This is a genomic window from Mesorhizobium sp. WSM4820 (genome assembly GCF_055811075.1).
Genome location: NZ_JBVVQN010000001.1, coordinates 231,757 through 255,450, shown reverse-complemented (window position 1 = coordinate 255,450; position 23,694 = coordinate 231,757). Strand labels below are relative to the sequence as shown.

Sequence of the window (23,694 nt, the reverse complement as noted above, 5' to 3'; positions counted from 1 at the left end):
CGGAAGTTCGAGAGCTGCACTGCGGCGAAAACGGCAGGTTAGTATCAGGAATCGGACCTTTGTCCGTGACCGCTCAGAAGTCTGTCTATGGTCCCAAGTCGTGTTCATATCGGACGTTTCCGGTCTGACGCCGCGCGGATCGGGGCGTCTCCCGCCATCGATGCGATCGAGTTCGCAGCCACCTGACGGAAGGCGGAAGGTTCTGATCCACCCTTTCTTGCTGCTGCGGTAGGACGACTTCTTGATCAGCCACATGCCCAAATTGCTGGATTTGGCAGCCCAGGAAGGATAGGCTTGGTTTTTGGTTCAGGCGATGGAACAGAGACTAGCCGCAATTCTGGCTGCCGATATGGCGGGCTACAGTCGGCTAATGGAGGCCGACGAATCCGGCACGCTCGCACGCCTTCGGACCCATCGCATAGAACTGGTCGATCCCGCCATCGCGAAGAACAAGGGCCGGATCATCAAGACCACCGGAGACGGCATGCTCGTTGAGTTCCAGAGCGTGACCGATGCCGTGAAATGCGCCGTGGAAATCCAACAGCGCATGAAACGGCGCAATTCGGATGTGCCGCAAGAACGGCGTATCGAATTCAGGATCGGCATAAATCTCGGCGACATCATTTTCGACGATGACGACATTTTCGGCGACGGCGTCAATATTGCCTCGCGCATCGAGCAACTCGCCGACGTCGGCGGTATCTGCGTGACCGCAGCGGTGGCGACCCAAATTGCCGACCGTCTCGAAATTGCCATGGAGGATTTGGGCGAGAAGACGTTAAAGAACATCAGCCGCCCGGTTCGCCTCTATCGCATTGGGCTTGACAGTCCTGTCCTGCCAGAAGTCGAGGCAAAGCGATCCATCTCGAAACCTTCGATAGTGGTGCTGCCATTCACCAACATGAGCGGCGACCCCGAGCAGGAATTTTTCGCGGACGGACTGACCGAGGACATCATCACCGAACTGTCCCGCCACCATGAGCTGTTCGTCATCTCGCGCAATTCCAGCTTCGTCTACAAGAACCGCGCCGTGAATGTGCGCGAGGTGGCCGAGAAACTAGACGTCCAATACCTGGTGGAGGGAAGCGTCCGCAAGATCGGCGACAGGGTGCGCGTGACGGTTCAGCTCATCGACACGGCGAATGACGCTCATATCTGGGCAGACAAATATGACCGGAAGCTGGACGACATCTTCGCGATTCAGGATGAGGTGACCGCGGCGATCGCAGCCACGCTGCCCGGTCGTGTCGAGGCGGCTCAGCGGGACCAGCTCGCGCGGGCGAAACCCGCAAACATGGCCGCGTATGAATGTGTGCTTGCCGCCAAGGTGCTGCATCACAAAAGCACGATTGCGGATAATGAACGCGCGCAAACCTTGATAAACAGGGCCGTCGCGCTTGACCCCGATTATGCCCATGCCCATGCCTGGCGGGCCTGCATTCTTGGTCAGGCCTGGGTCTATAACTGGTGCAAAGACCGGGATGCCGTTTGGAACGACATCATGGCAGCGCTGGACAGGGCGCTGGCGCTGGACGACAACGATGCCGATGTCCACCGCATCCTCGCCGCAGTGAACGTGAACAACAATGAGCTGACCACAGCGCGCTACCATCAAGAGCGGGCGCTGGCCCTCAATCCCAATTACGACCTCGTGGTGGTGCAGCAAGGCGAGTTGTTGACGTGGCTGGGGAGGCCGGAAGAGGGAATTGAATGGATCCGCAAGGCAATGCAGTTGAATCCGCACCACCCGGAGAGGTTCTGGAGCCATCTGGGAAAGGCGCGTTTCGCCGCGCGCCAGTATGGCGAGGCGATCGAAGCTTTCATGCATCTGTCAACCATGGACTCGGTTCAGCATGCTTTCGCCGCTGCCTGCTACGGCTGGCTCGGCGACGAAATCGCCGCCGCGGCGCATCTACGCAAGGTCAAAACGCTCGATCCCCAATTCGACCTCGATTCATTTATCGCCACCCTGCACTATGCCCAAGAGTCTGATGTGCAGCACGTCCGCGAGGGACTGCTGAAAGCCGGTATTGCCCACCTGTAGCCAGCCCGTAACTACGAACCAGATCCAATCGGGGCTCGAAGTGATTGAGCTTTCACCTTACCGATACTCGAAGATCGACCTGAAAATTCCGGGCGCGATCACCGACAGTGGATTGACGTCCAGTTTGGGCTTATTGGCATTGCCCCTAAGCCGGTAGGTCACGCCGATCAGGCCGCGATCGCGGCCATTGCCGAGCAGCGCGCCGAACAGCGGCAGTTCGCCAAAGATGCGGTTGATGCCGTAGACCGGCATGAAGGTGCCGGTCATGTCCATGTTGTTGTTCTTGTCATAGAGCGTGCCCTGGAAGGTGGTGCCGATGCGCGGGCCGCGCAGCACGCCATTGGCCAACTTCAGATAGCCGGCGCCCTTTTCGATCTCGGAAAAGCCGCGCTCGAATTTTACTCTCGACGTGTCGATATTGGCTTTGACGGCTTCGTTGAGGCTGCGGCTGTCACCCGCCGGCGTCGTCGATACCAGCGAGGCGAGTTTCGGCTCGTTGACCACGAAGAAATCACGCGAGTCGACCTGGCCCTTCATCGGCCCATCGCTTGCCCCGGCGAGCGCCAGGGTGATCGAACCGCCCTCCATATGCTCGTAGATGTTGAGGAACCGCAGGATGGCGCCGGCATCGGCCGACCGGACGTTGAGGGCGCGCTTGCCGGCGCCGGTCGTGTTGCTGATGCTGATGGCAGCACCCGAACTTGCCGTGGCGCTCACCTTGAGCCCATTCACCCTTGAGCCGGCGGCGCTGTAGTCGAGGTTCAGGTTCGACAGCGTCTCGTTGTGGAAGCCGGTCAGCGAATTGACGTCGGCGCTGACCGAAATCGCGTCGGAACCCGTGGCCTTGGTGGCGGTGTCGACATCGGACGTGAATTGCTTGATCAGCGAGCGCGCGTCCAGCGCGCTGCCTCTGATGTCGATCGCGTAGCCCTTGCCCGATCGCTTCACCGAAACGGCAACGTTGTCTCCCCGGTTCAGCTTGACGTTGCTGAACCGCGCCGAGGACAGGGCGCCTTTGACCAGCACCACGCCGCCATCGATCGAAAAGGTCTTTCCATTCAGGTCGAAGTCGGACAGCGTCGTGGTGTCGCCGGATTTGGCCATGGCAAATGTGACATTGGCTGGAATGCCGGGGCCCTTGCTCCAGCCTGCCCAGGGAATGTCCAGCCTGGCATTGGTCAGGTCCGCCGAGACAGTCTGGTTGCCCGTGTTGCCCGTGCCGCTCTTGTCGATCTCAACCTTGACGGTTCCAGAAAGCAGCTCCGACAGGCCAGGCATAGCGGCGGCACGTATCTTGTCGTCGAGCGTCAGCGCCACTTTCCGGCTGCGTGGCGGTCCGCCATCCCTGAGCGGTTCGATCAGGTCGAGTTCGGCTGGAATGCCATTGAGCAGCGCCTTGGCTGATATCACCGCCTTCTCGGGTTCGACCGTGATCGAACCGTCCGCGTCCGTCACCGTCTGGTCTTCGAACGGCTTGCCCAGCGACAGGTCCTTGTAATCGAGCGTCACCAGCCAATCGAGTTTCGAGCTCTCGACGCCGCGCTGCAGCGGAATGTCCGCCTTGACGTGGCCGGTCACCGTGCCGGACAGGTCTTCCGGCAGCAGGCCGACACGGCGCATGCCGTTGATAGGCTCGTAGGAGGCGAGCTCGGCGATCGCGGACGCCTCCCCGGCAACATCGATGTCGAGCGCGCCGATCACCGGCGGGCGGTTCGCCGCCTTGACCGTCATCGTGCCGTTGCTTGCCGCGACCGTGCGGCCGCTGGCCATATAGACGTTGCCCGAGGACAAGGCGATGTCGACGTCATTGCCGTGGAATTCGACGACGCCGACGGCATCGCGTATCGGCGGGATGTGACCGGCTGTATCGAAGCGCGATCCCTCGACCTGGAAACGGCCGAATACCTCATCAGATGAAAGCGGGATGCCGTTGCCAAGGCGCCCGGGCACGACCTGGAACTGCAGGCTGGCGTCGACGACACGGCCGCCGAACAGGTTTTTCAACACCCACAGGCGAGCGTTTCGCGCCGCAAACCAGGGCCACAACTGCTTGACATGCGAGACCGGCATATCGTGGACGTTGAAGGCTACAGATATGCCCGGCACCTTTCCCTCGGGGAATTCGACCGAAGCCGTGCCCAGCGCCTCGCTGGCGGACCCCGACCTGATCCCGATTTGCTCGGCCACCAGTCTGCGGCTGCGGGTCTGGTAGACGCCGGCCACCCGGGCGATGAAATCGAGCGCAGGTTCGGAGGATTCCGAAGGCGCCAGTGTCGAGCCGTCGCTGGTCAGGTCGTAGCGATAGGACGGCTCCTCGCCTGCTGTTCCGGTCGCCGGCTTCGGCCCGATCGAACCGGCGAACTCGAATGTCGAGCGACCGGTCCTCACTTGCAGCCGGTCCACCTGGACCTTGTTGGCGCCGGCGACAAGCGTCGCAGCGAGATCGACGTCGGCTGGAAGCGAGCCACGCGTGCCAAGATCGAGCACGGCACCGGCGAACGACAGCGAGGCCGTGAGCCGCGACGCGTTGTCGCCGGATCCTTCCGATCCCGCCAGCTTCAAGGCAATCGCGCCAAGCGTCCCGCCCGGCGCCGTCGCGGTCTGGTCAAGCTGCGCTATCTCGACGCTGGCATCCAACGCCGTCACGCGCCGCGTCGTCGCATCACGGCTGGCTGAGGCGGCGATGGTGAGTGCCCTGCCGTCGACAGCCGCGTCGGATGAAAACTCCATGCCGCCCGGCCCCGACTGCGCAACGGTAGCATCCGCGATCCTGACCAGTTTGACCAACCCGGCCTCGGGCGGAACGAGGTCGACATTGCGCAGCTCGATCCGGCGCATCTGCTCCTCGCGCACCGCATCGAGCGCGTGACCGATGCTGGCAAAGACCGTGCCGGCCAGCCTGTCCGGATCGATGAGGCCGTCGTCATTGCGCAGTGCCGCCGTCCAGTCGCCACCCGACGGCAGCGCCGCCATCACGATGCGCGCGTCGGAAATCCTGGCGCTGGTAAGCCGCACCTCGCCCGAAAGCAGCGGTATCAGCCTTACGCCGAAGCGGACACGCCCGGCATCGGCCATCGGCTTGCCGTCGGCGGTCTTGAGGCTGACGTCGCTGACCTGCAGCGCAATGAAGCTCGATCCGTCGAGCGTGAGACGGGCCGGCCCGACCGCAACGTCGACGTCGACGCCGGCCAATTTCTCGATGGCCGTTTCCGCTTCGGCCCGCAGCCGCTCGGTGCCGAAGCCGGACATGCCGATCGCATAGACAGCGGCGGTGGCCAGCAGCACAAGCGCCAAAAAGCCGGCAAACAGCCGCGCAAGAATACCAACGCCGCGGCCCTGGCCGAGCGGCGGTATGCGGCACGCGGACGGGAAGGCCCCCAGGTCGGTGATTTCATCACGCCTGAATCTGATCTTCTCGTGCTGCGGCTGCTCCTGATCCACACAATTTTCCGTTGAACGAACTCGACCGTGGACGAATCCCGCTGCGACAATATATCGATGAGGCCTCGCGCGTAACCACAAACAAGGGCACCGATATGGCTGATCTCGACGTCGGCGACGTTGCGCCGCAGTTCGACCTTCCCCGCGACGGCGGCGGATCGCTCAGCCTCGCGTCCTTGCGGGGAAAGCCGGTCGTGCTTTACTTCTATCCGCAGGACGACACCACCGGCTGCACCAACGAGGCGATCGGCTTTTCGCAGTTGAAGCCGGAATTCGAAAAGCTCGGCGCTGTCGTGATCGGCCTGTCGCCGGACAGTGTCCGAAAACACGACAAATTCAAGTCGAAATACGATCTGACCGTCGACCTCGTCGCCGACGAGGAGCGCAAGGTGATCGAAGCCTATCATCTGTGGGTCGAGAAGCAGCTCTATGGCCGCCGCTATATGGGCGTCGAGCGCGCAACGTTCCTGATCGGCGGCGACGGACGAATCGCCCGGATCTGGCGAAACGTTCGCGTCAAAGGCCATGCCGAGGCGGTGCTGGAGGCCGTGCGCGCGCTTTGACGTCAATTTCTGGGACATCAATTTCGGCTGTGGCGTGAACCCGTCTGAAGCACGGGGCCGAAGCAATCCGGCTTGCAACCCATGGGCTGCAAGCTGGGCGCCAGCAACCGACCGTTAACCTTAATGATGTGTAATCGGGCTTGTCGTTGGTGTCGTAACGAAAGCTTGGTCCTGTGAACGTAGCCAGTCAGTCAACGGTCTTTGGCAGGCGCAATGAGCCCCACACGGTCATTATCGCCCGGGGCAACGAGATCAGGCATTTCACCATACGGCCATGGCTTGCCGCATTTTGCGGCTCGGCGCTGGCGGCGATGGCGATAGGCTATCTGCTGGCGACCTCCTATCTCGTGCTGCGCGACGACCTGATCGGCGCAACCACGGCACGGCAGGCGCGCATGCAGCAGGCCTATGAGGACCGCATCTCCGCACTGCGCGCCCAGGTCGACCGGATCACCAGCCGCCAGCTGCTCGACCAGCAGCTCATGGAAACCAAAGTTGGCGAGTTGCTGGAACGACAGAGCCAGCTCAGCCTGCGCCACGGCCGCATCGGCCCGCTCCTCGAACGCGCCGAGAGCGACGTCGGAACGCCGCCCGCCGCAGGCACGGCTGTGTCCGCAAAGTCGGATAAACGCGCCGAGGTGACCGACGCCCCGCTACAGGCCTATGCGGTTGCCAGCCTCGGCGCCAACCTTGGCGCTGGCGACACCAGGCCGTTCTCGCTGTGGTCGACCCGCTCCGATCCGCTGCCGAGCGACACGGCGGCCGATCGTGCCGACAGGCTGTTCGTGTCGATCAACGCCGCGCTCAAGGCCATAGAGAGCCAGCAGCTCACCCGCATCACCACGCTTGCCGACAACGCCTACAAAAACGCCGATGCGATTTCTCAGGCGCTCGAGGCGGCTGGCCTGCCGGTCGACGGCGATTTCGGCAAGAGCGATGCCGGCGGTCCGCTGATACCACTCGACAGTTCGATGACGTTCGACAGCAAGGTAAGGGAACTCGACGAGGCGCTGGACGCGCTCGACCGGCTGAAGACGGAGGCGCGACGGCTGCCGCTCGCCAACCCCGCGCCCGGTCGCTCGGTCACCAGCCCGTTCGGCGTGCGCACCGATCCGCTGCTCGGCACCGCCGCGCTGCATTCGGGGATGGATTTCAGGGCGCCGACCGGGATGCCTGCCAAGGTCACGGCGCCCGGCGTTGTCGTCAAGGCCGGCTGGAACGGCGGCTACGGCCGCATGGTCGAGGTCGACCATGGCAATGGCTTTGCGACGCGCTATGGGCATCTCAGCAAAATCGACGTGACCGTCGGCAAGCGGCTCAACGCCGGCGACGTCATCGGCAAGACCGGCAGCAGCGGCCGCTCGACCGGCCCGCATCTGCATTACGAAATCCGCCACCATGGCGAGGCCATCGACCCGCTGCGCTTCCTGAGGGTCGGCAAGAAGGTCGCGCGGTATCTTTAGTGGCTGCAGCCATCGCCCAGGCTGCAAAAGAGTGCCGTCGGAAAAACTGCCGATCTCCCCCCTTGCGGGGGAGATGTCCGGCAGGACAGAGGGGGGTGCTGTCCCGCCGGCCTGTCAACCAATAGCAGCCGCGTTCTTGAATTGGCTTGGCGGTTAGGCCGACTAACTCGAAAGTTGGCGATCCTTCCCACCCCCCTCTGGCCTGCCGGCCATCTCCCCCGCAAGGGGGGAGATCCGCAGCTTCGCCGTTCCGCCCCGCACTTCACACCAGTCATTTCTTTTTGAATTCCATTTGACTGAATAAATATTTGGTGCGAACCTCTTGTCTCCCAGGGATGCAAGACATGGCACTGCGGGGGACCAATCAGGAGTTTGGGCGGCCTTACAACAGGCGCATCGTACTCGAATCCATCCGCCTTCACGGTCCGATCGCCCGCGGCGACATTGCCAAGCGGGTCGGGCTCACCGTTCAAACGGTCTCGACCATCGTTCGCGAGCTGGAAGAACAGGGCTACGTCCTGTCGATGCGCGAAGAGCCGCGGGGGCGCGGGCTGCCTCCGGCGACCCTGCGGATCAACCCGGAGGGCGGCTATGCCGTCGGCATCCACGTCACTCCGCTGGGTATCAATGCGGCGCTGATCAATTTGAGCGGAGACGTGATCGAGAGCGCCACCCGCGAGGCCCCCAACGCGACGCCCGACCATGCCTTCGATCTGATCGGCGCGATGGTGCTTGAATTGACCGGACTGCGGCCGGGCGGTCGCGTTCTCGGCATCGGCATGGCGCTGCCCGGCCCTTTCGGCGTTGAGTCGATGAGCTTTATCGGCCCGACGACGATGACCGGCTGGAAGGACGTGGCGCTTCGGGAACGGCTGGAGGCCTCGACCGGGCTGCCCGCGTTTTTTGAGACCGATATGGCGGCCGCGGCAATGGGCGAGCGCCTGTACGGCCTCGGGACGGGATATTCCGAATACTACTATCTGTATTTCGGTGTCGGTCTTGGCGGCGTCATGGTCCATGACGGAAGCGCGTTGCGCGGGGCCTGGGGAAACGCCGGCGAGATCGGACACATCCCTGTGGTGCCGGGTGGCGAGCCGTGCCCCTGCGGCAATCGCGGCTGCCTCGAACGATACCTCTCGCTCGAGGCGCTGCGGCGCCGGAACATCAGCGACGCCGATTGGGTTGATGAAGTCGGGCCGATCTTCTGCAACGCCATCACCATCGTCGAGAACCTGTTCGATCCCGAAACCATCATCCTCGGCGGACTGGCGTCCACCGATCTGCTTGAACGGCTGGCCGGTTCGGTTGCCAGGCTTGCCAACTCGATCTCGGCGCGAAACGACCGCACGGCGCCGCGTGTCACCGTCGCACGCGGCGGCCAGCATGCTGTGCTGCGCGGGGCCGCCGCACTTGCCGTCTCAGGCGTGCTTTCGCCGCGCTTCGGCCAGATATTCACCGCCGAGCGCGAACGTGGGCGAGATATACTGCAAGGCAAGGGGATCGCGGCATGAGCGGAGCTCAGCCGGGCATGAGCGAGCCCCTGCTGGTGCTCGACAACGTGACCAAGAATTTTGGCGCGATTGAAGCGCTCAAGGGCATCAGCTTCTCGATCGGCAAGGGCGAGGTGGTGGCGCTTCTGGGCGACAATGGCGCCGGCAAATCGACGCTGGTCAAGATCATCGCCGGCGGCCTGGAGCCGACCTCCGGCCGCATGCTGTTCGAGGGCAAGGAATTCCTCGCCAAATCTCCCGCCGAGGCCAAGGCGGCTGGGATCGAGACCGTCTACCAGGACCTGTCACTTTGCACCAATGTCGACGTGGTGGCCAATTTCTTCATGGGCCGCGAGATCACCAGGAAATTCCTTGGCGTTCCCGTGCTCGACGAACCGGCCATGGAGCAGGTGGTCGAAAAGGCCTTGGCCAGCGCCGGCACCCGCATCCCGTCGCTCAGAACCAATGTCGAGCATCTCTCGGGCGGCCAGCGGCAGGCCATCGAACTCAATCGATTCGTGCATTTTGGCGGCAAGCTCGTGCTTCTCGACGAGCCGTTCGCAGCACTCGGTGTCGAGCAGACGCGGCGCGGCCTCGACATGATCCGCCAGGTGGCGAGGCAAGGCATCGGCGTCGTCATCATCACCCATATCATGCAGCAGGCCTTCCAGGTCGCCGACCGGATCGTGGTGATCCGGCAAGGCGTCGTGGCCGGCGATGTCGCGCGCAACAAGACAAGTCCCGACGCGGTGATCGACATGATCACCGGAGAGACGCTCGCCGGTGCCGGACCGGCAGGCTGAGGGACAAAATGAGGGGTCCGGCGCAAGAGGAGCGAACGACATGAAGAAAATACTTCTTTCCGTCTTCGGTATCCTGGCACTGGCCTTTGCCACGCTCACGCCGGCATTCGCCCAGTCCAAGGGCACCGTCTACTACCTGGTGCCGACATTGCTCGATGAATTCCAGACCGGCTCGGTGAGCGCTCTGGAGATGTTCCTGAAGCAGGTCGGCTACGAGATGAAGACGCTGAACGCCGACAACAAGACCGACGCTCAGCAATCGCAGATGAACGACGTCATTGCGCTCAAGCCGTCGGCGATCATTCTTGCCGCCGTCGATTTCAATGCGTTGAAGCCGTCGATCGAGGCCGCCCGCGCCGCCGGCATCCCGGTTGTCGAGTTCGATCGCCAGATCACCTCGACGCCATCCGATTTCACCTCGGTGGCGGGAACGGTCGAGATCGGCCAGATTGCCGCCGATCAGGCCGAGAAGCTTTTGAAGGCGAAGCATGGATCGGTGAAAGGCAAGATCCTCCAGGTGCTTGGCGATCCTGGCGACCCCTACACGCTCGACATCCAGAAGGGTTTCGAGGAAAAGATGAAGGCGTTCCCGGACGTCAAGATCATCTCGGTTCCGGCCATGCAATGGGCGGCGGATGCAGCCGGAACCATCGTCAACGACCAGATGCTCGCCAACCCGGATATCGACCTGATCTTCAGTCACGCCGCGCATCTCTCGGTCGCTGCCGTCGCCTCGCTCGAGGCCGCCGGCAAGAAACCGGGCGACGTCATGCTGATGAGCTCGAACGGCGCGCCGGTCGGCCTCGACCTGATCCGCAAGGGCTGGCTCAACGTCGAAGTCGAGCAGCCGCTCTACGCTCAGGCCGCCGCCGTCGCCATGTTCATGGACAAGGTCGTCAACAAGCAGGAGATCAAGCCGGGCGAGTACGATGTGCTCGGCCTGAAGTCGGCCGTGACGATTGAAGCCTGGGGACCGAACATCAAGATCCCCGGCGCTGCGATCACCAAGGAAAACGTCGACAACCCGGCCTTCTGGGGCAACATGAAGCCGCCCTCGGGCACCGTGAAGCCGGTCGAATAGCAAAGTCGCCCAAGGCTTCTGGCCGCGCTGGCCCGGAGCCCTGGGCGTTCGAACGGACGCGCAGAGCAAGCTGCAGCAATTTTTCCAATCCGCGCGTGATCCTTTCCGAGAATCGATGCGCCAGCCGGATCAGCACATGTCACCCCGCACGCGCCACGCCCTCGAATTCGTCCTCGACAACCTCGTCTGGTTCATGCTGGTCGTCGTGCTGGTGGTCTTCTCCATCTCCATTCCGAACTATTTCCAGCTCGGCATCTTCGCCAACATCATCGAGGCGTCGAGCGTGCTTGGCGTCATGTCGATCGGCCTGGCGCTGGTCATCATCACCGGTCACATGGACCTGTCGGTCGAATCCGTGGCGGCGCTCAGTGCAATGGCGGTCGGCATCCTGTTCTGCTCGGCGGGTATCGGCCTTGGCGTTCAGTTGCACCCGGAATGGCTGATGGTTCCGGTTTCGCTGCTGATTGGGCTTGTCGTCGGCGGCATCATCGGCGCAATCAACGGCTACCTGGTCGTCAAGGTGAAGATGAGTGCCTTCATCATCACACTGGCGTCCTACATCTGGGTGCGCGGCCTCGTGCTGGTCATTTCCGGCGGCCGCTCGGCACAGGACCTCGCGCCGGCAATCCGCTGGTTCGGCATTCAGCGCCTGCTTGGCCTGCCGCTCACCGCCTGGATCGCGATTGCGTGTTTCGTGGTGTTCTCGCTGATCATGGCCAAGACCCCCTTCGGCAGGCACCTGATCATGATCGGCGGCAACGAGACCGCAACCTTCCGCGCCGGCATCCGCGTCAACCGCAACCTCGTGATCGCCTTCGTTCTCGCCGGCGCCATCGCCGGCCTTGCCGGCTGGCTGCTGGCGATCCGCACCTCCGGCGCCACCGCCAATCTCGGCGTCGGCCTGCTGTTCAACGCCTTCGCCGCCGTCGTCATCGGCGGTGTCAGCCTGAAGGGCGGCGTCGGCACCCTGCCCGGCGTCTATGCCGGCGTGCTGTTGCTGTCGGCCATCAACACCGCAATCAACCTCATGGGCCTGCCGGCCAACTTCACCCAGGTGATCCATGGCCTGCTGGTGCTTGCCGCCGTGCTGCTCGACGCGTTCAAGCAAACCATCCGACAAAGACTGGCATGAGAGGGGGCTGGCATGATCGGGCGTCCAGGGATCGGAAGACTTTCGGACAAGGTCGCGCTGATCGTCGGCGGCGCCCGCGGCATCGGCAAGGGCATCGCACAGCGCTTTGCCGAAGAAGGCGCCAAGCTGGTGCTGGCCGATACCGAGGTCGAGGCCGGGCAAGCGGCCGCGGACGAAGTCGGCGCCGCCTTCATCCGCACCGACATCTCGCAGATGGCCGATGCCGAGGCAGCTGTTGCGCTGGCGCTCGACCATCACGGCCGTCTCGACATCATGGTCCAGAATGCCGGCATCTATCCCTGGCAATTGCTGGAAAACACCAGCCCGGAGGACTGGGACCGTGTCATGGCGGTCAATTTGCGCGGCAGCTTCAATGCCGCCCGTGCCGCGCTCGTTCCGATGAAGGCGCAGCACTCTGGCCGCATGCTGTTCACCTCCTCCATCACCGGCCCGCACGTCACCAGCCCCGGTCACGGCCACTATTCGGCGACCAAGGCCGGCATCAACGGCCTGATCCGTTCAGCCGCTCTCGAATTCTCGGGCTACGGCATCACCGTCAACGGCGTCGAGCCCGGCAACATCCTCACCGAAGCCATCCAGCTGCATCGCGGCGCCGCCTATATCAAGAACATGGAGGACTCCATCCCGCTCGGCCGCCTCGGCAGCCCGCGCGACGTGGCCAATGCCTTCCTGTTCCTGGCCTCGGACGACGCCAGCTACATCACCGGCACCACCATCATCGTCGATGGCGGGCAGCTGCTGCCCGAAGGCAAGGACTTCCGCCTGCTTCCGCCATGATCCGCGCCCGATAAACTCGATTCGCCGCGCAATACTTCAACATCGGTTTACCCGAAGCTGGTAACAGCAACGACGCCCGTTTTCACGATCAAGCAAAGGGCCTGCCTTGCCGCCGCGTTACAGCTCTCCTTTCAACCACCACCACCGCACCGAATGCAACTGTAGATTGCATAGCCGCGGACAGCTGCCGTTCGCCGCGATGGCCGTTCGGGAGCCTGGCCTTGCCAGTGTCCGGAAACGCGGGGACTCCGGTGCCGGGAGCCGGGCTTGAGCGTCATCCGCCCCCTGCAAGGTGCCGACCTTCCGGCAGTAGCAGGCATGTTCCAACGCGTGCTGCGCAAGGAGCGGACCGAAGCACCGGCCGCGCTCATCGACTATATGAGACGGTTTTATCTGGAGGCGCCCGGTGGCGGAGGCGATCTCCGGTCGCTTGTCCATGTCAACGACGCCGGCCGCGTCTCCGGGTTCGTCGGCGTTCACGTGTTGCCGATGCAGTTCAACGGCAGGCAATTACGCGCCGCCATCTGCAGCTCGCTCATGGTCGAGGATCATGAACGCGACCCGATGGCCGGCGCCCGCTTGTTGAAAGCTTATCTGGATGGTCCGCAGGATATCTCGTTCAGCGAGACCGCCAACGACATTTCCACAAAATTGTGGACCCGGCTGCGCGGCGTTGTCCTGCCGCAATACAGTCTCGACTGGGTGCGCGTGATGCGGCCGGCGAGCTTTGTGCTCGGCCTTTCCGCCAGTCGCATGAAATCTGTCCGAATGCTCAATCCGTTTGCGCATGCAATCGACCGGTTTTATTGCAGGCGAATGAAGTCCAGCGAACGACGCTGGTCCGGCGTGGCGGCGGACGGGGCAGGTCATGGCGCCTTTCGGACATCCCAAATCGACGGCGACGCATTTGCCAGGCTCGTCGAACCGTTGACCGCCCAGTTCGCCCTGCGCCCGAGTTGGGCGGAAGGCCAGCTTGATCATATGCTGACCGATGCACAAAGGCCGGAGCTGGGCGAGCTTGTCTATGTTTCCGTGGCATCGCCGGTCGGCACCAATGTCGGCGCATTCGCCTATCACGCACGGGCAGGTGAAATCGGCCGCGTGCTGCAGATCCTCGCCCTCCCCGGCCAGGCGGGTTCGGTGATCGACTGCCTGATCGATGATGCCGCCGTACGCGGCGTCAGCGGCCTGCGCGGACGCATTCAACCTGCACTTCTGGAAGCAATGCTTGGGCGACGCATAGCGTTCCTGACCGTTGCCTCGACCGTGGTGCATTCACGCGATCCAGAGCTTCTGGATGCCATGAAGAACTCGCAAGCTTTCCTGAACGGGCTTGCGGGCGAGCAGTGGAGCCGGCTGGGTCACTTCACCTGAAGCATTCAGGCCTTTGCCTTCGCTCAACTAGTCCAGCACCGCCGATTTCCGTCCGACTGGCCGAGCGCATTCAAGACGGACAGGCGGAACATCGGTCACCCTGAAGCGCTCGCCGTGGCCAGGTTGGAGAGGCAGTTCAGGTACTGACTTCCTCGACCTCATCAACGAGTTGCGGGCGCAGGTGCAGATAGCGCGTCGCCTTGCGCTTGGCGGCGATGTCGGCCCAGACGCGTTCGACCTGCGAGGCGTCCAGTCCCGCCGCCTGCCCCACCACTTCGGCCGCCACGCCGTTGTTGAGGCCGCAAAGGCAAAGATCCATGCGGTCATAGGGAAGCGAGAAGTAGAACTCCTCCTGCGTCTGCGCCAGCGAGTAGGTATCGGTGGTCGGCGGCCGATTGCGGATTTCCTCGGGCACGCCGAGATAGGCCGCGAGCGCATAGACCTGCGTTTTATAGAGGTGCGCGATCGGCTTGACGTCCGCCGCGCCGTCACCGTTCTTGACGAAGAAGCCCTGATCGTATTCCAGCCGGTTGGGCGTTCCAAGAACGGCGAAGTTCAGGCGGTCGGCATGAAAATATTCGATCTGCTTGCGGGTGCGCTGCTTCATGTTGGTGGCGGCGACGATCCCGAGATAGACCGGCAGCGGCATTCTTAGCTTCGTCTGCTTCCCCTTGGGATCCTGCACCACCAGCGACGAAATATTGTAGCCCTCATGCTCGAGGGCGTTCGCAATCACGATTTTCGAGGCCCAGCCTTCGCCGTAGTCCGGCACCAATTCGCGAATGAAAGCGTCGCGGCGCTGATAGCAGCCCATGGCGCGCAGGATCGGCCCGATATCCTCCACAATAGAATCGACACCGAAAGTGCCGGCGACAAGCCGGCCAAGCCGCAGACTTTCCGGATCGGAATCGCTTTCCGGCATGAAGAGGCAGAGGACATTCTGTGGCCCGACGGCCCGCGCCGCCAACGCCACCGAAACGCTGGAATCGATCCCGCCGGAAAGACCGAGCACGAGGCCGCGCTTGCGAATGCCGCGCAACTGCTGGCGCAAGGCGCTCACGATCCTGTCCGTTTCGGCGCCGGGGTCGATCGCCAGAGCCTGCGCCAGAATGGCCGGCGCGTCATCGCCGGGGCGAACGTTCATTGCGCGGCCTCCATCATCTCCGACGCAAGCCGGCGGCTGACCTTGCCCGTATCCGTCTTCGGCAATTCCAAGCGGAATTCTATGATTTTGGGCACCATGAAATCCTCGAGATGACGGGCGCAGTGGCGCATGACATCCTTTTCGCTGAGCTTCGGGTCCGAGCGTATGACGAGCGCGCCGATCGCATGCCCGAGCAGCGGATCCGGCACGCCGACGACAACGGCCTCGGCGATGCCGGGATGGGCGTGAAGCACGGCTTCCACTTCCTTCGGCGCCACCTTCTCTCCCCGCGTCTTTATGATGTCGTCCTTGCGGCCGACGAAATAGAGAAAGCCGTCCTCATCGGTCCTGAACAGGTCACCGGTGTAGAGGACCTTTTCCCAAGGGTTCGGGCCCGGCCGCAGCGCTCGTTCGGTCGCAGCTTCGTTTCGCCAATAACCCTGCATGACGTGCGGTCCGCGAATGACCAGCTCACCCGCCACACCTGGCGGCACGCGTTGCCCGTGGTCGTCGACGACAAACACTTCGGTGTTCGGAATGGCTATGCCGACCGACCCCGGCCGGCGATCGAGTTCCTCGGGCGGCAGATAGGTGCAGCGCTTGCATTCCGTCTGGCCATACATCGAATACAGCCTGACACCGGGAAAAAGGCAGCGCAGACGTTCGATATGGGCCGGCGGCAAGGCCGCCGCCGTGTTGGAAATATAGCTGACGCTGGGCAGGAAGCCCGGTTCCAGATCACGCATCTGCAGGATCATCGCTGCCATCGTCGGCACCAGCGGAAGACCGGTGACGCCCTCCTCGCGGATACGTTCGAAGATCGCCTGAGGAAAGGCGAAGGATTTTTCGAGCACGAGCGTGGCGCCGAGCCTGACGGCCATCAGCAACTGATAAAGGCCATAGTCGAAGGCAAGAGGAAGGACATTCAAAATGATGTCGTCGGGCGTGTTGCGCAGATAGGTGGTGATGGAGTCCGAGGCCGCGTCGCAATTGCGGTGCGTCATCATCACGCCCTTGGGCCGGCCGGTCGAGCCCGACGTGTAGATCAACATCGCCAGATCGACGTCGATGCCGCGGTGGTCGATCTCTCCGGCTTCAAGCGTCAGGCAGTCCGTCAGGGATGCAGCCCCCACCGGGCATTGGCCATCGGCGCCGACGGTCGAAGCCACGAAGATGCCGGTGTTGCCGCCGCAGGCTTCAGTGACCACGGGCATCAGTTTTGCCTGGGTGAGGATCGCAGCAGCGTCGCAATCGGCAAGGATGTAGCCAAGCTTGTCGGCCTTGGTCGATGGGTTGACCGGGATGAAGGTCGCCCCTGCCTTGAGGACGGCGTAAATCGAAACCGCGATCTCCCAGCAATTGTCCATGAAAACGACGACCCGGTCGTTGCGCCTGACGCCGTTCGCGAAAAGCGCAGCGGCAAGGCGGCTCGAGAGATCGTCCAGTTCTTCGTAGCGCAGCCTTTTCTGCCCGGTGATCAATGCCGTCTTGGCAGGTTGGGCAGCGGCATTCGCGGCCAGAAAATGTTCGATCCGCACGGACGCTCCTCGCCGATCGCGCCTAGACTGCCGGCGCCTTCGCCTTGATGAAGGACGAAATACGGTCAATCGAATCCAGATTGGCCGGCACGATGTCGGAATCGACCATCGCAATACCGAAGGTATCCTCGATGAACGCCACGAGTTCGACCACGGCGGTCGAGTCGATGATGTCGTTCTCGATCAGCGAGGCCGTATCTGCAAGTTCGTGCGACGTGTCGCCGAACAAGAAATTGTCGACGATAAAGGCTCTGACCTTGTCCTTGATTGTTATCATCATTTTTCCCTTCCCTGGATTCCTCAAGCTGCTCTTGCTGCACTGGCTTCTTGGCCGGTGAAATTCTTCTGCCACAGCTGCGTCGACAGGATGCCGACGAAGGCAGCGTTGTCGCGGAATCCCGACGCTGGCTGCGTGCGGCATTTCTCATGAAGGCTGGCCACCGCCTTGGAGTTGAACAGTCCGCCGGCAGCGATGTTCGCTTCACTTAAGCAATCACGCACATAGTCCAGTTCCCCGGCTCCAACGAAGGAGCGGGCTTCCGGCGCCCGGTAGGGCTGCTTGGCACGCTCCCCGATCGCGCTGGGAAGCAGATGCCCCGCCGCTTTGCGCAATATGTGCTTTTCGACCAGTCCCTTCAGCTTCATTTCAGGCGGAAGTCTTGCGGCAAATTCGACCAGGCGATGATCGAGATAGGGAAACCGTCCTTCGATGCCATGCGCCATGGCCATCCGATCGCCTTGGCTGGACAGGATATAGCCCGGCAGCAGGAAGCGGCTTTCGAGATATTGCGCCTGATGCAGCGGGTGCCATAGCGAAAAAGCCTGGGGCAACCGGCTGACCAGTTCCTCGGCCGCATCATAGCCCTTCAACATCGCGCGCAGGTCACCGGAAAAGAAAATCTTCGCCGCCGCCGTGGTCTTGAAGCGCGGCCGATGCGAGAACAGCGGATCGTCGAGCGCAGTGTTGCCGGCGCCGAAGAACGCCGCCAAATACTCCACGGACTGCTGTTGCAGACCCGGCAGATAGGGATAAAGCCTGCGGAACAGCTGCGGCCTGATGCGCGATGCCGGCTGCCGTGCGCAGAACCGACGCACACGCGCTTCCCTGAAGATATCGTAGCCGGCAAAAACCTCGTCGGCGCCCTCGCCGGTCAGCACCACTTTCAGGCCGGCCTGGCGAACCAGGCCGGACAGCTGATAGAGCGGGGCCGGGGCGGTACGGATGATCGGCCGCTCGGCAAAGCGGATGACTTCGGGGAAGACGCCGGCGATATCGCCGGCCTGGCAGGCAATGGTTCGATGCCGGGCGCCAAGGGCTGAAGCCATCTCGGTCTGGAAGGCGCTTTCGTCGTGTTCGGCGCTGTCGAACGTCACCGAAAACGTCTGCAGCTGGAGAGGTGTCATGCCGGCGGCAAGCACTGAGACCAGGGATGAATCGAGCCCGCCCGAAAGATAAGAACCGACCGGCACGTCGGCGCGCATGCGAAGCCTCACCGCATCGCTCAACAGCGCCTGCAGTTCCTCGGCCGCATCGTCCTCGTTCGTGAGCTTCGAGGGCGCGTCCCGATGCGGATAGTCGAGGTGCCAATAGCGCTTGATCGTGACTTGCCCCGGTGTCGCGATCATCACGCTTGCCGGCTCCAGCTCGTGGATATTGCGGAAAGCCGTGCGGGGAGCAATCGGCGCCCACAGCGTAAAGACCTGGTCGAGTGCGATCGGATCGATCTCGGCCGAGACGCCAGGAACCTTCAGGAGCGCCTTGATCTCCGACGCGAAGTACAGCACGCCGTCCCTGTTCGTGTAGAACAGCGGCCGGACACCCATCCGGTCTCGGGCAAGCACCATGCGCCGGCGCCTGTTATCCCATATCGCGAAGGCGAAATCGCCGTTCAGAAGCGACAGGCAGTCTTCGCCCATCACGTCATACAGGTGCAGGATGACCTCGGTGTCGCTCGACGTGCGAAAGCGCCGACCCTTGGCGATCAGCCCTTCGCGCAGTTCCAGGTAGTTGAAAATCTCGCCGTTGAACGCAATCGTCAAATTGCCTGACTCGTCGGACATCGGCTGCTGGCCATCACCGATGCCGATCACCGACAGCCGCGCATGGCCGAGCCCAGCGTCGGCTGTCATAAATTTCCCTTGCTCATCCGGCCCACGATGGGCGATCGCGGTTATCATCCGCGCAAGCAAAGCTTCCGCATCCCGGATCGAACCGAAATAGCCCCCGAATCCGCACATTGCTATGACTCATATATCTGCGAGGTCCGAAACATAAGCTTGATAGCTGGCTCAAGCGTTAACCGGATAATTTCGGCCAACGCATGGTTAACAACAATTAAAAGACAAGGTACTTTTTTGTTCTATTATCTCTTCCTGGATAAAAGTATATTTCAACGCTAAACGCAATTTTTGTTCGAGCAACGGCGGCGCGATAGCGTTGCCCCGCCTGACCGACTCGCGCAGCGACTCCAGTCCTCATCGGAGGTAGCTGATAGCACAGTACAGGCCGATGACTGGAGAACAGGTGTGAGGCAGCCCAATGCGGCCTTCGCGATCAGTCTGGCCAAAGCTCCCGCTTGCGTTCTTCAAAGCCGAGCACGCGTTTGCTATCGGTCCACCGCGCGACCTCGCCCTCCATTCCATCCGGGTCCTTGAAGGTCACAAGACGGACAGCGCCGAAATCTGTAATGGTCCCATCCGAAGCGCCGGCCTTCACCAGACGTCGCCTGACTTCCTGCAAGCACCCTTCATCGTGTACCTTCAGCGCGAGATGATCTATGTGACCTCTCTTGCCCATCTGCATCGACCCATCTTCATACCCCGTTGGTTCCGGCATTTGGAACGGATGAAGGGCAAAGCCACCTCCAACGTCGATTAGTGAGTGACGAAGAGTGCCGCCACCGGGACCGGGCTCGGACAGATCGAACTTCGTTTCCGCGTCGAAGATTTCTTCATAAAAGCGAATGAAACGGTCCATGTCGTGTGTGAAAAGCGTCAGATGGTGCGCACCAACCGTTACAGGCATGCCGAACCTCCCTTGCCGATAATATGACGAGCATACCATCTCGCGTTGAACCGGGCGACCTGGAGCCGCGGTACATCACTGAACGCGAACGGGCCGATTCGGTCCGCAAAGCGGCTGTTCGATACGGGTTTCGTGGCGGCTGCTGAACCGGAAAACCTCAAACCCTTGAGAAAACATGGTGGGCGATGACGCGCTCGAACCGCCGACATCTTCGGTGTAAACAATGCTCCCGCCCTTGCAGACCAGCATAAGAGCCGGCTTTACAACGTTACAGACGGGGCCGTGGCGGCAGTCGGGACTGCGGGCTACGCCAGCAATGGCGCTGGCATTACCGTTACAAGCATAGGTGCGTGTCCCGTCGTGGCTGGAAAGGCTTATAGGGTGGAACACCGTTGCACCAGCACCTGAGGAACGGATGGTTTGGGTGCGGCGGCAGGCTATTCCGAGATTGAAATTTATACCCGCGTCGAATTTAGGCGAAGAGACTGACTGTAGTCTCCTAGACAAGCTATTCCCGCCTCATCAGCATACAAAAGCCGGCAGATGTGCTGTTCGTCTCATTCCAATATTTCTTACGGTCCCAAACCGCAAGGATACTGGATGGCGAAAAGTCGTGCCTGATCTCTTTCATGTCCCCAAAAAGAAAGCGCATCCCGGAAGGGGTGGCCCGCCAATGGTCGCCAAAATACGGGCCTTCATGAACAGGGTAGAACCAGGGCATAGCGATGAAAAGGTGGCCGCCCGGCCGAACGAGGCCGGTTATATTCGGAGCGGCAACCCACGGCCTGTCGATGTGTTCGATGACCGAGTTCGCGATTACCAAATCGTAGGTTCCGGCATCTGCCGGAAGATTCATTAAGTCCCCGTGGATATGGCGGGGGTCATCATGCGGGGCCAAGTCCAAGGTTCTGAAATCCGCGCCGGGGAAATAGTCTTCGTAAACTCGGCCTTCCTTGTCTCTGTGGTTTGGCTTCGCGCCGACATTGAGAACCGTTTTTGCCCCAGCGGTGAGCAAAAGTCCTTCAGGCAGCGATTAACGTGCTTGCGCAAGACTGTCGTCCGGCCACGTCCGAAAATCCAAATCCGATTAAGCATCTGGCTTCGATAGCACTCAACAAAGTGAGCGCGCAAGCCAGCGTTGTTCCTAGAATTCGGATTGGCGCATCGGGCTGTCTAGCCTTCGTCAACTCCGGACTGCTCAAGCGCCAAAATCAGATTCTTGGCTTTGCCGAGGACGGGGGCTACGTGGTTCAGACGGCCGCACCGATTCATTATTTCCTTCCATGGCTTGCCTTCATAGCGCTCGGTATTGCGGTCACGGTAACGCGCAGTTCCATCGCCGCCGCAATAGCAACGCTGGTTCCTGCGTACATTTTCTATAAGCTTTTCGAGCTTCACGGCGTCCTTGCAGGAGTGAAACGGAAGGGCATTTGCCGCGCCGCGGCTGCAATATATGGCCCTATCCTGTGGGAGGGATCGAGCGGGTTGCTCCCCATCCCCCAGTTCAATCATTTCGACAACCTCAAGGCCGCATGGCTGCTGCCTCAGAACATCGAGTGGCTCTCCGCATTTTGGAATGCGCATGTCGAGAGGGTTGAATCATGGACTGAAGTGACCTGATCGCAGAATAGTTTCAGACCCGTCTATCTTCCTCGCCGTAGTTTAAGGCGAAGCGCACATTGGTCAGGGATCGCGTCCGCCGGACACGATTGCAATGATGTTCACGACGGAAGCTGTTGCTTCGAGGCTGATCGCCGCGTCACAAAAACCAGCGGTCCGCTAGTGCGTAGTGTGATTGGCAAGATCAAGTGCCGAGCGCGCGTGTTCTCTCAGTTCCTCGGCCGAACCGCCTGCAAGCTCGACTGCGATATATGCCTCAATCATCCGCTTGAGGTCTGAAGGACCAACGTCCTTGCCTTCGAGGACCGGGTGTCGTGCGGCAATGAAGACTTCCTTAGCTAATGAAAGAAGGACTTCACGGCAGACGAGCCCTACACCCTGATATTCGACCTCAGACTGCGCGCTTCCAACTTCTTACGAGCAGTGCCGATCTGCTGATCGACCAAGCTCCAGCCCGTAGAGAAGCGAAAATCCGAAATGACGCCAATAACTTTATGGGTCCCGACCCTAGCAGCGTCGAAGAGCTTTCGACCAACGCAAATCTATCGCGTGCACCACCTTTGGGGGCCAGCAAATTTAGCCAATCGCGCCACAAAAATCTCAAGTTGTTTATCGTCCTAGGTCAGAATTTTTTCGCACGTTGTCCCTCAGTCATTCTTCGGTCGCCGCTCTCAAACCGTACTGCAATCATAAAATTATCGCCATATGCGGACGTTTACTATAGTAATTCATGCCTTAGTCAAAATAGTTCCCTTGAAAACCAAAACAGCGCGATTGACGCATTCTAATAGAATGGATATTTACTACTTTCCACTATAAACGCATCAGTAATAGTCTTAACACCTGGATTAGCAATGCAGTCTAGACGCAGTTGAATAATTGTAGTATATATCGACACTGGTCGCATTGTTTTTTACATGCGCAACAATTCTTTTGAATTGCGGCGAGGTGTTTTTGTTGTTCCATTGCATGGGTGGCGGTATGAGCGTTGCTACACGGCGCGGCTTCAACGTAGGCCTAGCTTCTATCAGTCTGGCGTCGTGCTTTGGCTATCCCAGGTACGCAGTCGCGCAAGATGGGGCCGAGCTCGATATCCCGGAAATTGCCGGTTTCGCCGATTTTGCTGGCGTTTGGAACCTGGCTCCTGGCAGCTCCGCCGTTCCGGTCGCTGCACCACCAGATTTGCCATCTGGATCGGCAGTCAAGCTCGCAAGGGATATCGGATCCGCAAGCGAGGCAGATGCAATCTTTCCCAGTGGCTTTATAAATTGGTTCAATGCGAATTTGGCGCGCAAAGGAGCTTGGGCAGGGAAAGCCGTTATTGGACCGCAGTCCAATTACGAGCGATTTTGGAATCAATTCCTCGGCAGCGGGCCGATCACATTGGCTGGTTTTCTGACCTATATGTCGGTATTCATTAATGAAGTCGGCGGGAACCTTTCCTACAGAGAAGAGAGGTTTGGAAAGGCCAATTATCCTGGCATTAAGTATCTATTTGACAGACTTCTCATAAAGACCCCTGATGGTCGAGAATGGTCGAAGCAGTCATATAATACAGGAAAAGCAAATCGAACCGCAATATCACTATTTAATGACAAGTTGTTTATAGAATCACATTCACATTTGATATATATGAATGAGCTAAAATTTACCGATGATCACGTGTGGGGAGGAACTAATTATCCAAACAACAGGTTTCCTACGTCTGGGCAGTCGAATGTGTCCGGCATTATCCTAGAAACGGATTTTTTCAAGTTTAGAGGTCGCGGACTCATACAGACCACTTGGCGAGAAAATTACGCAAAGATAGTCAAGTTCGTAAAGGCGTACGATGGAGAAGACAAAACAGTAAAAGAATTTTCGAGGAGATGGCAGGCATTTTCCGATGACGAGATTTGTACTATGAGTTCAAATGAAGATTGGAAAACGCTAATTGGTGATGACGCCCGTGTTGTTCTATGCGCGGCTATCCATCTCCATGCTGAGCCCACAGGCTATAGCAATTTGAGCAAAAACAGCGATGCGATCCTTAATGGCGTCAATAGGGGCTCGATTAGATTTATGGGGAAGTCGATTGGTGGATCGGATGGTTATGGAGCGGCGCTTAAAAAAAGAGTGAGAGAAATAGTTCGCGAAATGCTCAAACAGCGGCTTATCTAGGAGGTTTAAATGCCTTGT

At 60.6% G+C, this 23,694-nt stretch carries 18 protein-coding genes; 11 read left to right on the top strand and 7 right to left on the bottom strand.

Annotated elements, in window-relative coordinates:
- The first annotated feature begins 313 nt into the window (after positions 1-313).
- The gene (locus tag AC0L2R_RS01250; RefSeq protein ID WP_473507729.1) at positions 314-2,044 is read left to right on the top strand and encodes an adenylate/guanylate cyclase domain-containing protein; all 1,731 of its coding nucleotides are present in this window, start codon (positions 314-316) and stop codon (positions 2,042-2,044) included.
- A gap of 57 nt (positions 2,045-2,101) precedes the next feature.
- Here AC0L2R_RS01250 and AC0L2R_RS01245 read toward each other — a convergent pair whose 3' ends face one another.
- Positions 2,102-5,485: a hypothetical protein gene (locus AC0L2R_RS01245; RefSeq protein ID WP_473507466.1), complete on the bottom strand. Its 3,384-nt coding sequence runs from the start codon at positions 5,483-5,485 to the stop codon at positions 2,102-2,104.
- Positions 5,486-5,580: 95 nt separating this feature from the next.
- Here AC0L2R_RS01245 and AC0L2R_RS01240 point away from each other — a divergent pair, with 95 nt between their 5' ends.
- The 8 genes from AC0L2R_RS01240 to AC0L2R_RS01205 all read left to right on the top strand — a co-directional run bounded on the left by AC0L2R_RS01240 (position 5,581) and on the right by AC0L2R_RS01205 (position 14,189).
- Positions 5,581-6,048 carry a peroxiredoxin gene (locus AC0L2R_RS01240; protein ID WP_473507465.1) on the top strand — a complete coding sequence of 156 codons (468 nt, stop codon included), beginning with the start codon at positions 5,581-5,583 and terminating at the stop codon, positions 6,046-6,048.
- Between the two features lie 173 nt (positions 6,049-6,221).
- Positions 6,222-7,511 (top strand): M23 family metallopeptidase, encoded by a 1,290-nt coding sequence (locus AC0L2R_RS01235; RefSeq protein ID WP_473507464.1) that lies wholly within the window; start codon positions 6,222-6,224, stop codon positions 7,509-7,511.
- Between the two features lie 344 nt (positions 7,512-7,855).
- Positions 7,856-9,022, top strand: coding sequence for an ROK family transcriptional regulator (locus tag AC0L2R_RS01230; protein WP_473507463.1), 1,167 nt, complete (start codon positions 7,856-7,858; stop codon positions 9,020-9,022).
- A 17-nt stretch (positions 9,023-9,039) separates the two neighbouring features.
- Positions 9,040-9,804: an ATP-binding cassette domain-containing protein gene (locus tag AC0L2R_RS01225; protein ID WP_287295945.1), complete on the top strand. Its 765-nt coding sequence runs from the start codon at positions 9,040-9,042 to the stop codon at positions 9,802-9,804.
- 40 nt (positions 9,805-9,844) lie between these two features.
- A complete protein-coding gene (locus AC0L2R_RS01220; protein ID WP_023798316.1) occupies positions 9,845-10,885 on the top strand; it encodes a sugar ABC transporter substrate-binding protein in 1,041 nt (346 codons plus the stop codon).
- A gap of 136 nt (positions 10,886-11,021) precedes the next feature.
- A complete protein-coding gene (locus tag AC0L2R_RS01215) occupies positions 11,022-12,017 on the top strand; it encodes an ABC transporter permease (protein WP_091591842.1) in 996 nt (331 codons plus the stop codon).
- Positions 12,018-12,029: 12 nt separating this feature from the next.
- Positions 12,030-12,815 carry an SDR family NAD(P)-dependent oxidoreductase gene (locus AC0L2R_RS01210; protein ID WP_473507462.1) on the top strand — a complete coding sequence of 262 codons (786 nt, stop codon included), beginning with the start codon at positions 12,030-12,032 and terminating at the stop codon, positions 12,813-12,815.
- A gap of 267 nt (positions 12,816-13,082) precedes the next feature.
- On the top strand, positions 13,083-14,189 hold the full coding sequence (locus tag AC0L2R_RS01205; protein WP_473507461.1) for a hypothetical protein: 1,107 nt from the start codon (positions 13,083-13,085) through the stop codon (positions 14,187-14,189).
- A 136-nt stretch (positions 14,190-14,325) separates the two neighbouring features.
- Here AC0L2R_RS01205 and nadE read toward each other — a convergent pair whose 3' ends face one another.
- The 6 genes from nadE to AC0L2R_RS01175 form a co-directional block, all read right to left on the bottom strand.
- Entirely contained in the window at positions 14,326-15,333 is a 1,008-nt protein-coding gene (nadE, locus tag AC0L2R_RS01200; protein WP_473507460.1) for an NAD(+) synthase, read from the bottom strand.
- Positions 15,330-16,871 carry a class I adenylate-forming enzyme family protein gene (locus tag AC0L2R_RS01195; RefSeq protein WP_473507459.1) on the bottom strand — a complete coding sequence of 514 codons (1,542 nt, stop codon included), beginning with the start codon at positions 16,869-16,871 and terminating at the stop codon, positions 15,330-15,332. The genes nadE and AC0L2R_RS01195 overlap by 4 nt, the downstream gene beginning before the upstream one ends.
- 22 nt (positions 16,872-16,893) lie before the next feature.
- Positions 16,894-17,151 carry an acyl carrier protein gene (locus AC0L2R_RS01190; RefSeq protein WP_473507458.1) on the bottom strand — a complete coding sequence of 86 codons (258 nt, stop codon included), beginning with the start codon at positions 17,149-17,151 and terminating at the stop codon, positions 16,894-16,896.
- Positions 17,152-17,171: 20 nt separating this feature from the next.
- Positions 17,172-19,109, bottom strand: coding sequence for an asparagine synthase (glutamine-hydrolyzing) (asnB, locus tag AC0L2R_RS01185; protein ID WP_473507457.1), 1,938 nt, complete (start codon positions 19,107-19,109; stop codon positions 17,172-17,174).
- 316 nt (positions 19,110-19,425) lie between these two features.
- The gene (locus AC0L2R_RS01180) at positions 19,426-19,896 is read right to left on the bottom strand and encodes a VOC family protein (protein WP_473507456.1); all 471 of its coding nucleotides are present in this window, start codon (positions 19,894-19,896) and stop codon (positions 19,426-19,428) included.
- A 508-nt stretch (positions 19,897-20,404) separates the two neighbouring features.
- Complete coding sequence (locus AC0L2R_RS01175; RefSeq protein ID WP_473507455.1) at positions 20,405-20,911, bottom strand: class I SAM-dependent methyltransferase; 507 nt, start codon at positions 20,909-20,911, stop codon at positions 20,405-20,407.
- A gap of 23 nt (positions 20,912-20,934) precedes the next feature.
- Here AC0L2R_RS01175 and AC0L2R_RS01170 point away from each other — a divergent pair, with 23 nt between their 5' ends.
- Both AC0L2R_RS01170 and AC0L2R_RS01165 read left to right on the top strand, forming a co-directional pair.
- A complete protein-coding gene (locus AC0L2R_RS01170) occupies positions 20,935-21,516 on the top strand; it encodes a hypothetical protein (protein WP_473507454.1) in 582 nt (193 codons plus the stop codon).
- 948 nt (positions 21,517-22,464) lie between these two features.
- A complete protein-coding gene (locus tag AC0L2R_RS01165) occupies positions 22,465-23,676 on the top strand; it encodes a hypothetical protein (protein WP_473507453.1) in 1,212 nt (403 codons plus the stop codon).
- The last annotated feature ends 18 nt before the right edge of the window (positions 23,677-23,694 follow it).

Excerpts from the sequence above, each read along its gene's own strand:
- AC0L2R_RS01250 (WP_473507729.1), top strand. The coding sequence starts at position 314 with ATGGAACAGAGACTAGCCGCAATTCTGGCTGCCGATATGGCGGGCTAC.
- AC0L2R_RS01240 (WP_473507465.1), top strand. The coding sequence starts at position 5,581 with ATGGCTGATCTCGACGTCGGCGACGTTGCGCCGCAGTTCGACCTTCCC.
- AC0L2R_RS01230 (WP_473507463.1), top strand. The coding sequence starts at position 7,856 with ATGGCACTGCGGGGGACCAATCAGGAGTTTGGGCGGCCTTACAACAGG.
- AC0L2R_RS01225 (WP_287295945.1), top strand. The coding sequence starts at position 9,040 with ATGAGCGAGCCCCTGCTGGTGCTCGACAACGTGACCAAGAATTTTGGC.
- AC0L2R_RS01220 (WP_023798316.1), top strand. The coding sequence starts at position 9,845 with ATGAAGAAAATACTTCTTTCCGTCTTCGGTATCCTGGCACTGGCCTTT.
- AC0L2R_RS01215 (WP_091591842.1), top strand. The coding sequence starts at position 11,022 with ATGTCACCCCGCACGCGCCACGCCCTCGAATTCGTCCTCGACAACCTC.
- AC0L2R_RS01210 (WP_473507462.1), top strand. The coding sequence starts at position 12,030 with ATGATCGGGCGTCCAGGGATCGGAAGACTTTCGGACAAGGTCGCGCTG.
- nadE (WP_473507460.1), bottom strand. The coding sequence starts at position 15,333 with ATGAACGTTCGCCCCGGCGATGACGCGCCGGCCATTCTGGCGCAGGCT.
- AC0L2R_RS01190 (WP_473507458.1), bottom strand. The coding sequence starts at position 17,151 with ATGATGATAACAATCAAGGACAAGGTCAGAGCCTTTATCGTCGACAAT.
- asnB (WP_473507457.1), bottom strand. The coding sequence starts at position 19,109 with ATGTGCGGATTCGGGGGCTATTTCGGTTCGATCCGGGATGCGGAAGCT.
- AC0L2R_RS01180 (WP_473507456.1), bottom strand. The coding sequence starts at position 19,896 with ATGCCTGTAACGGTTGGTGCGCACCATCTGACGCTTTTCACACACGAC.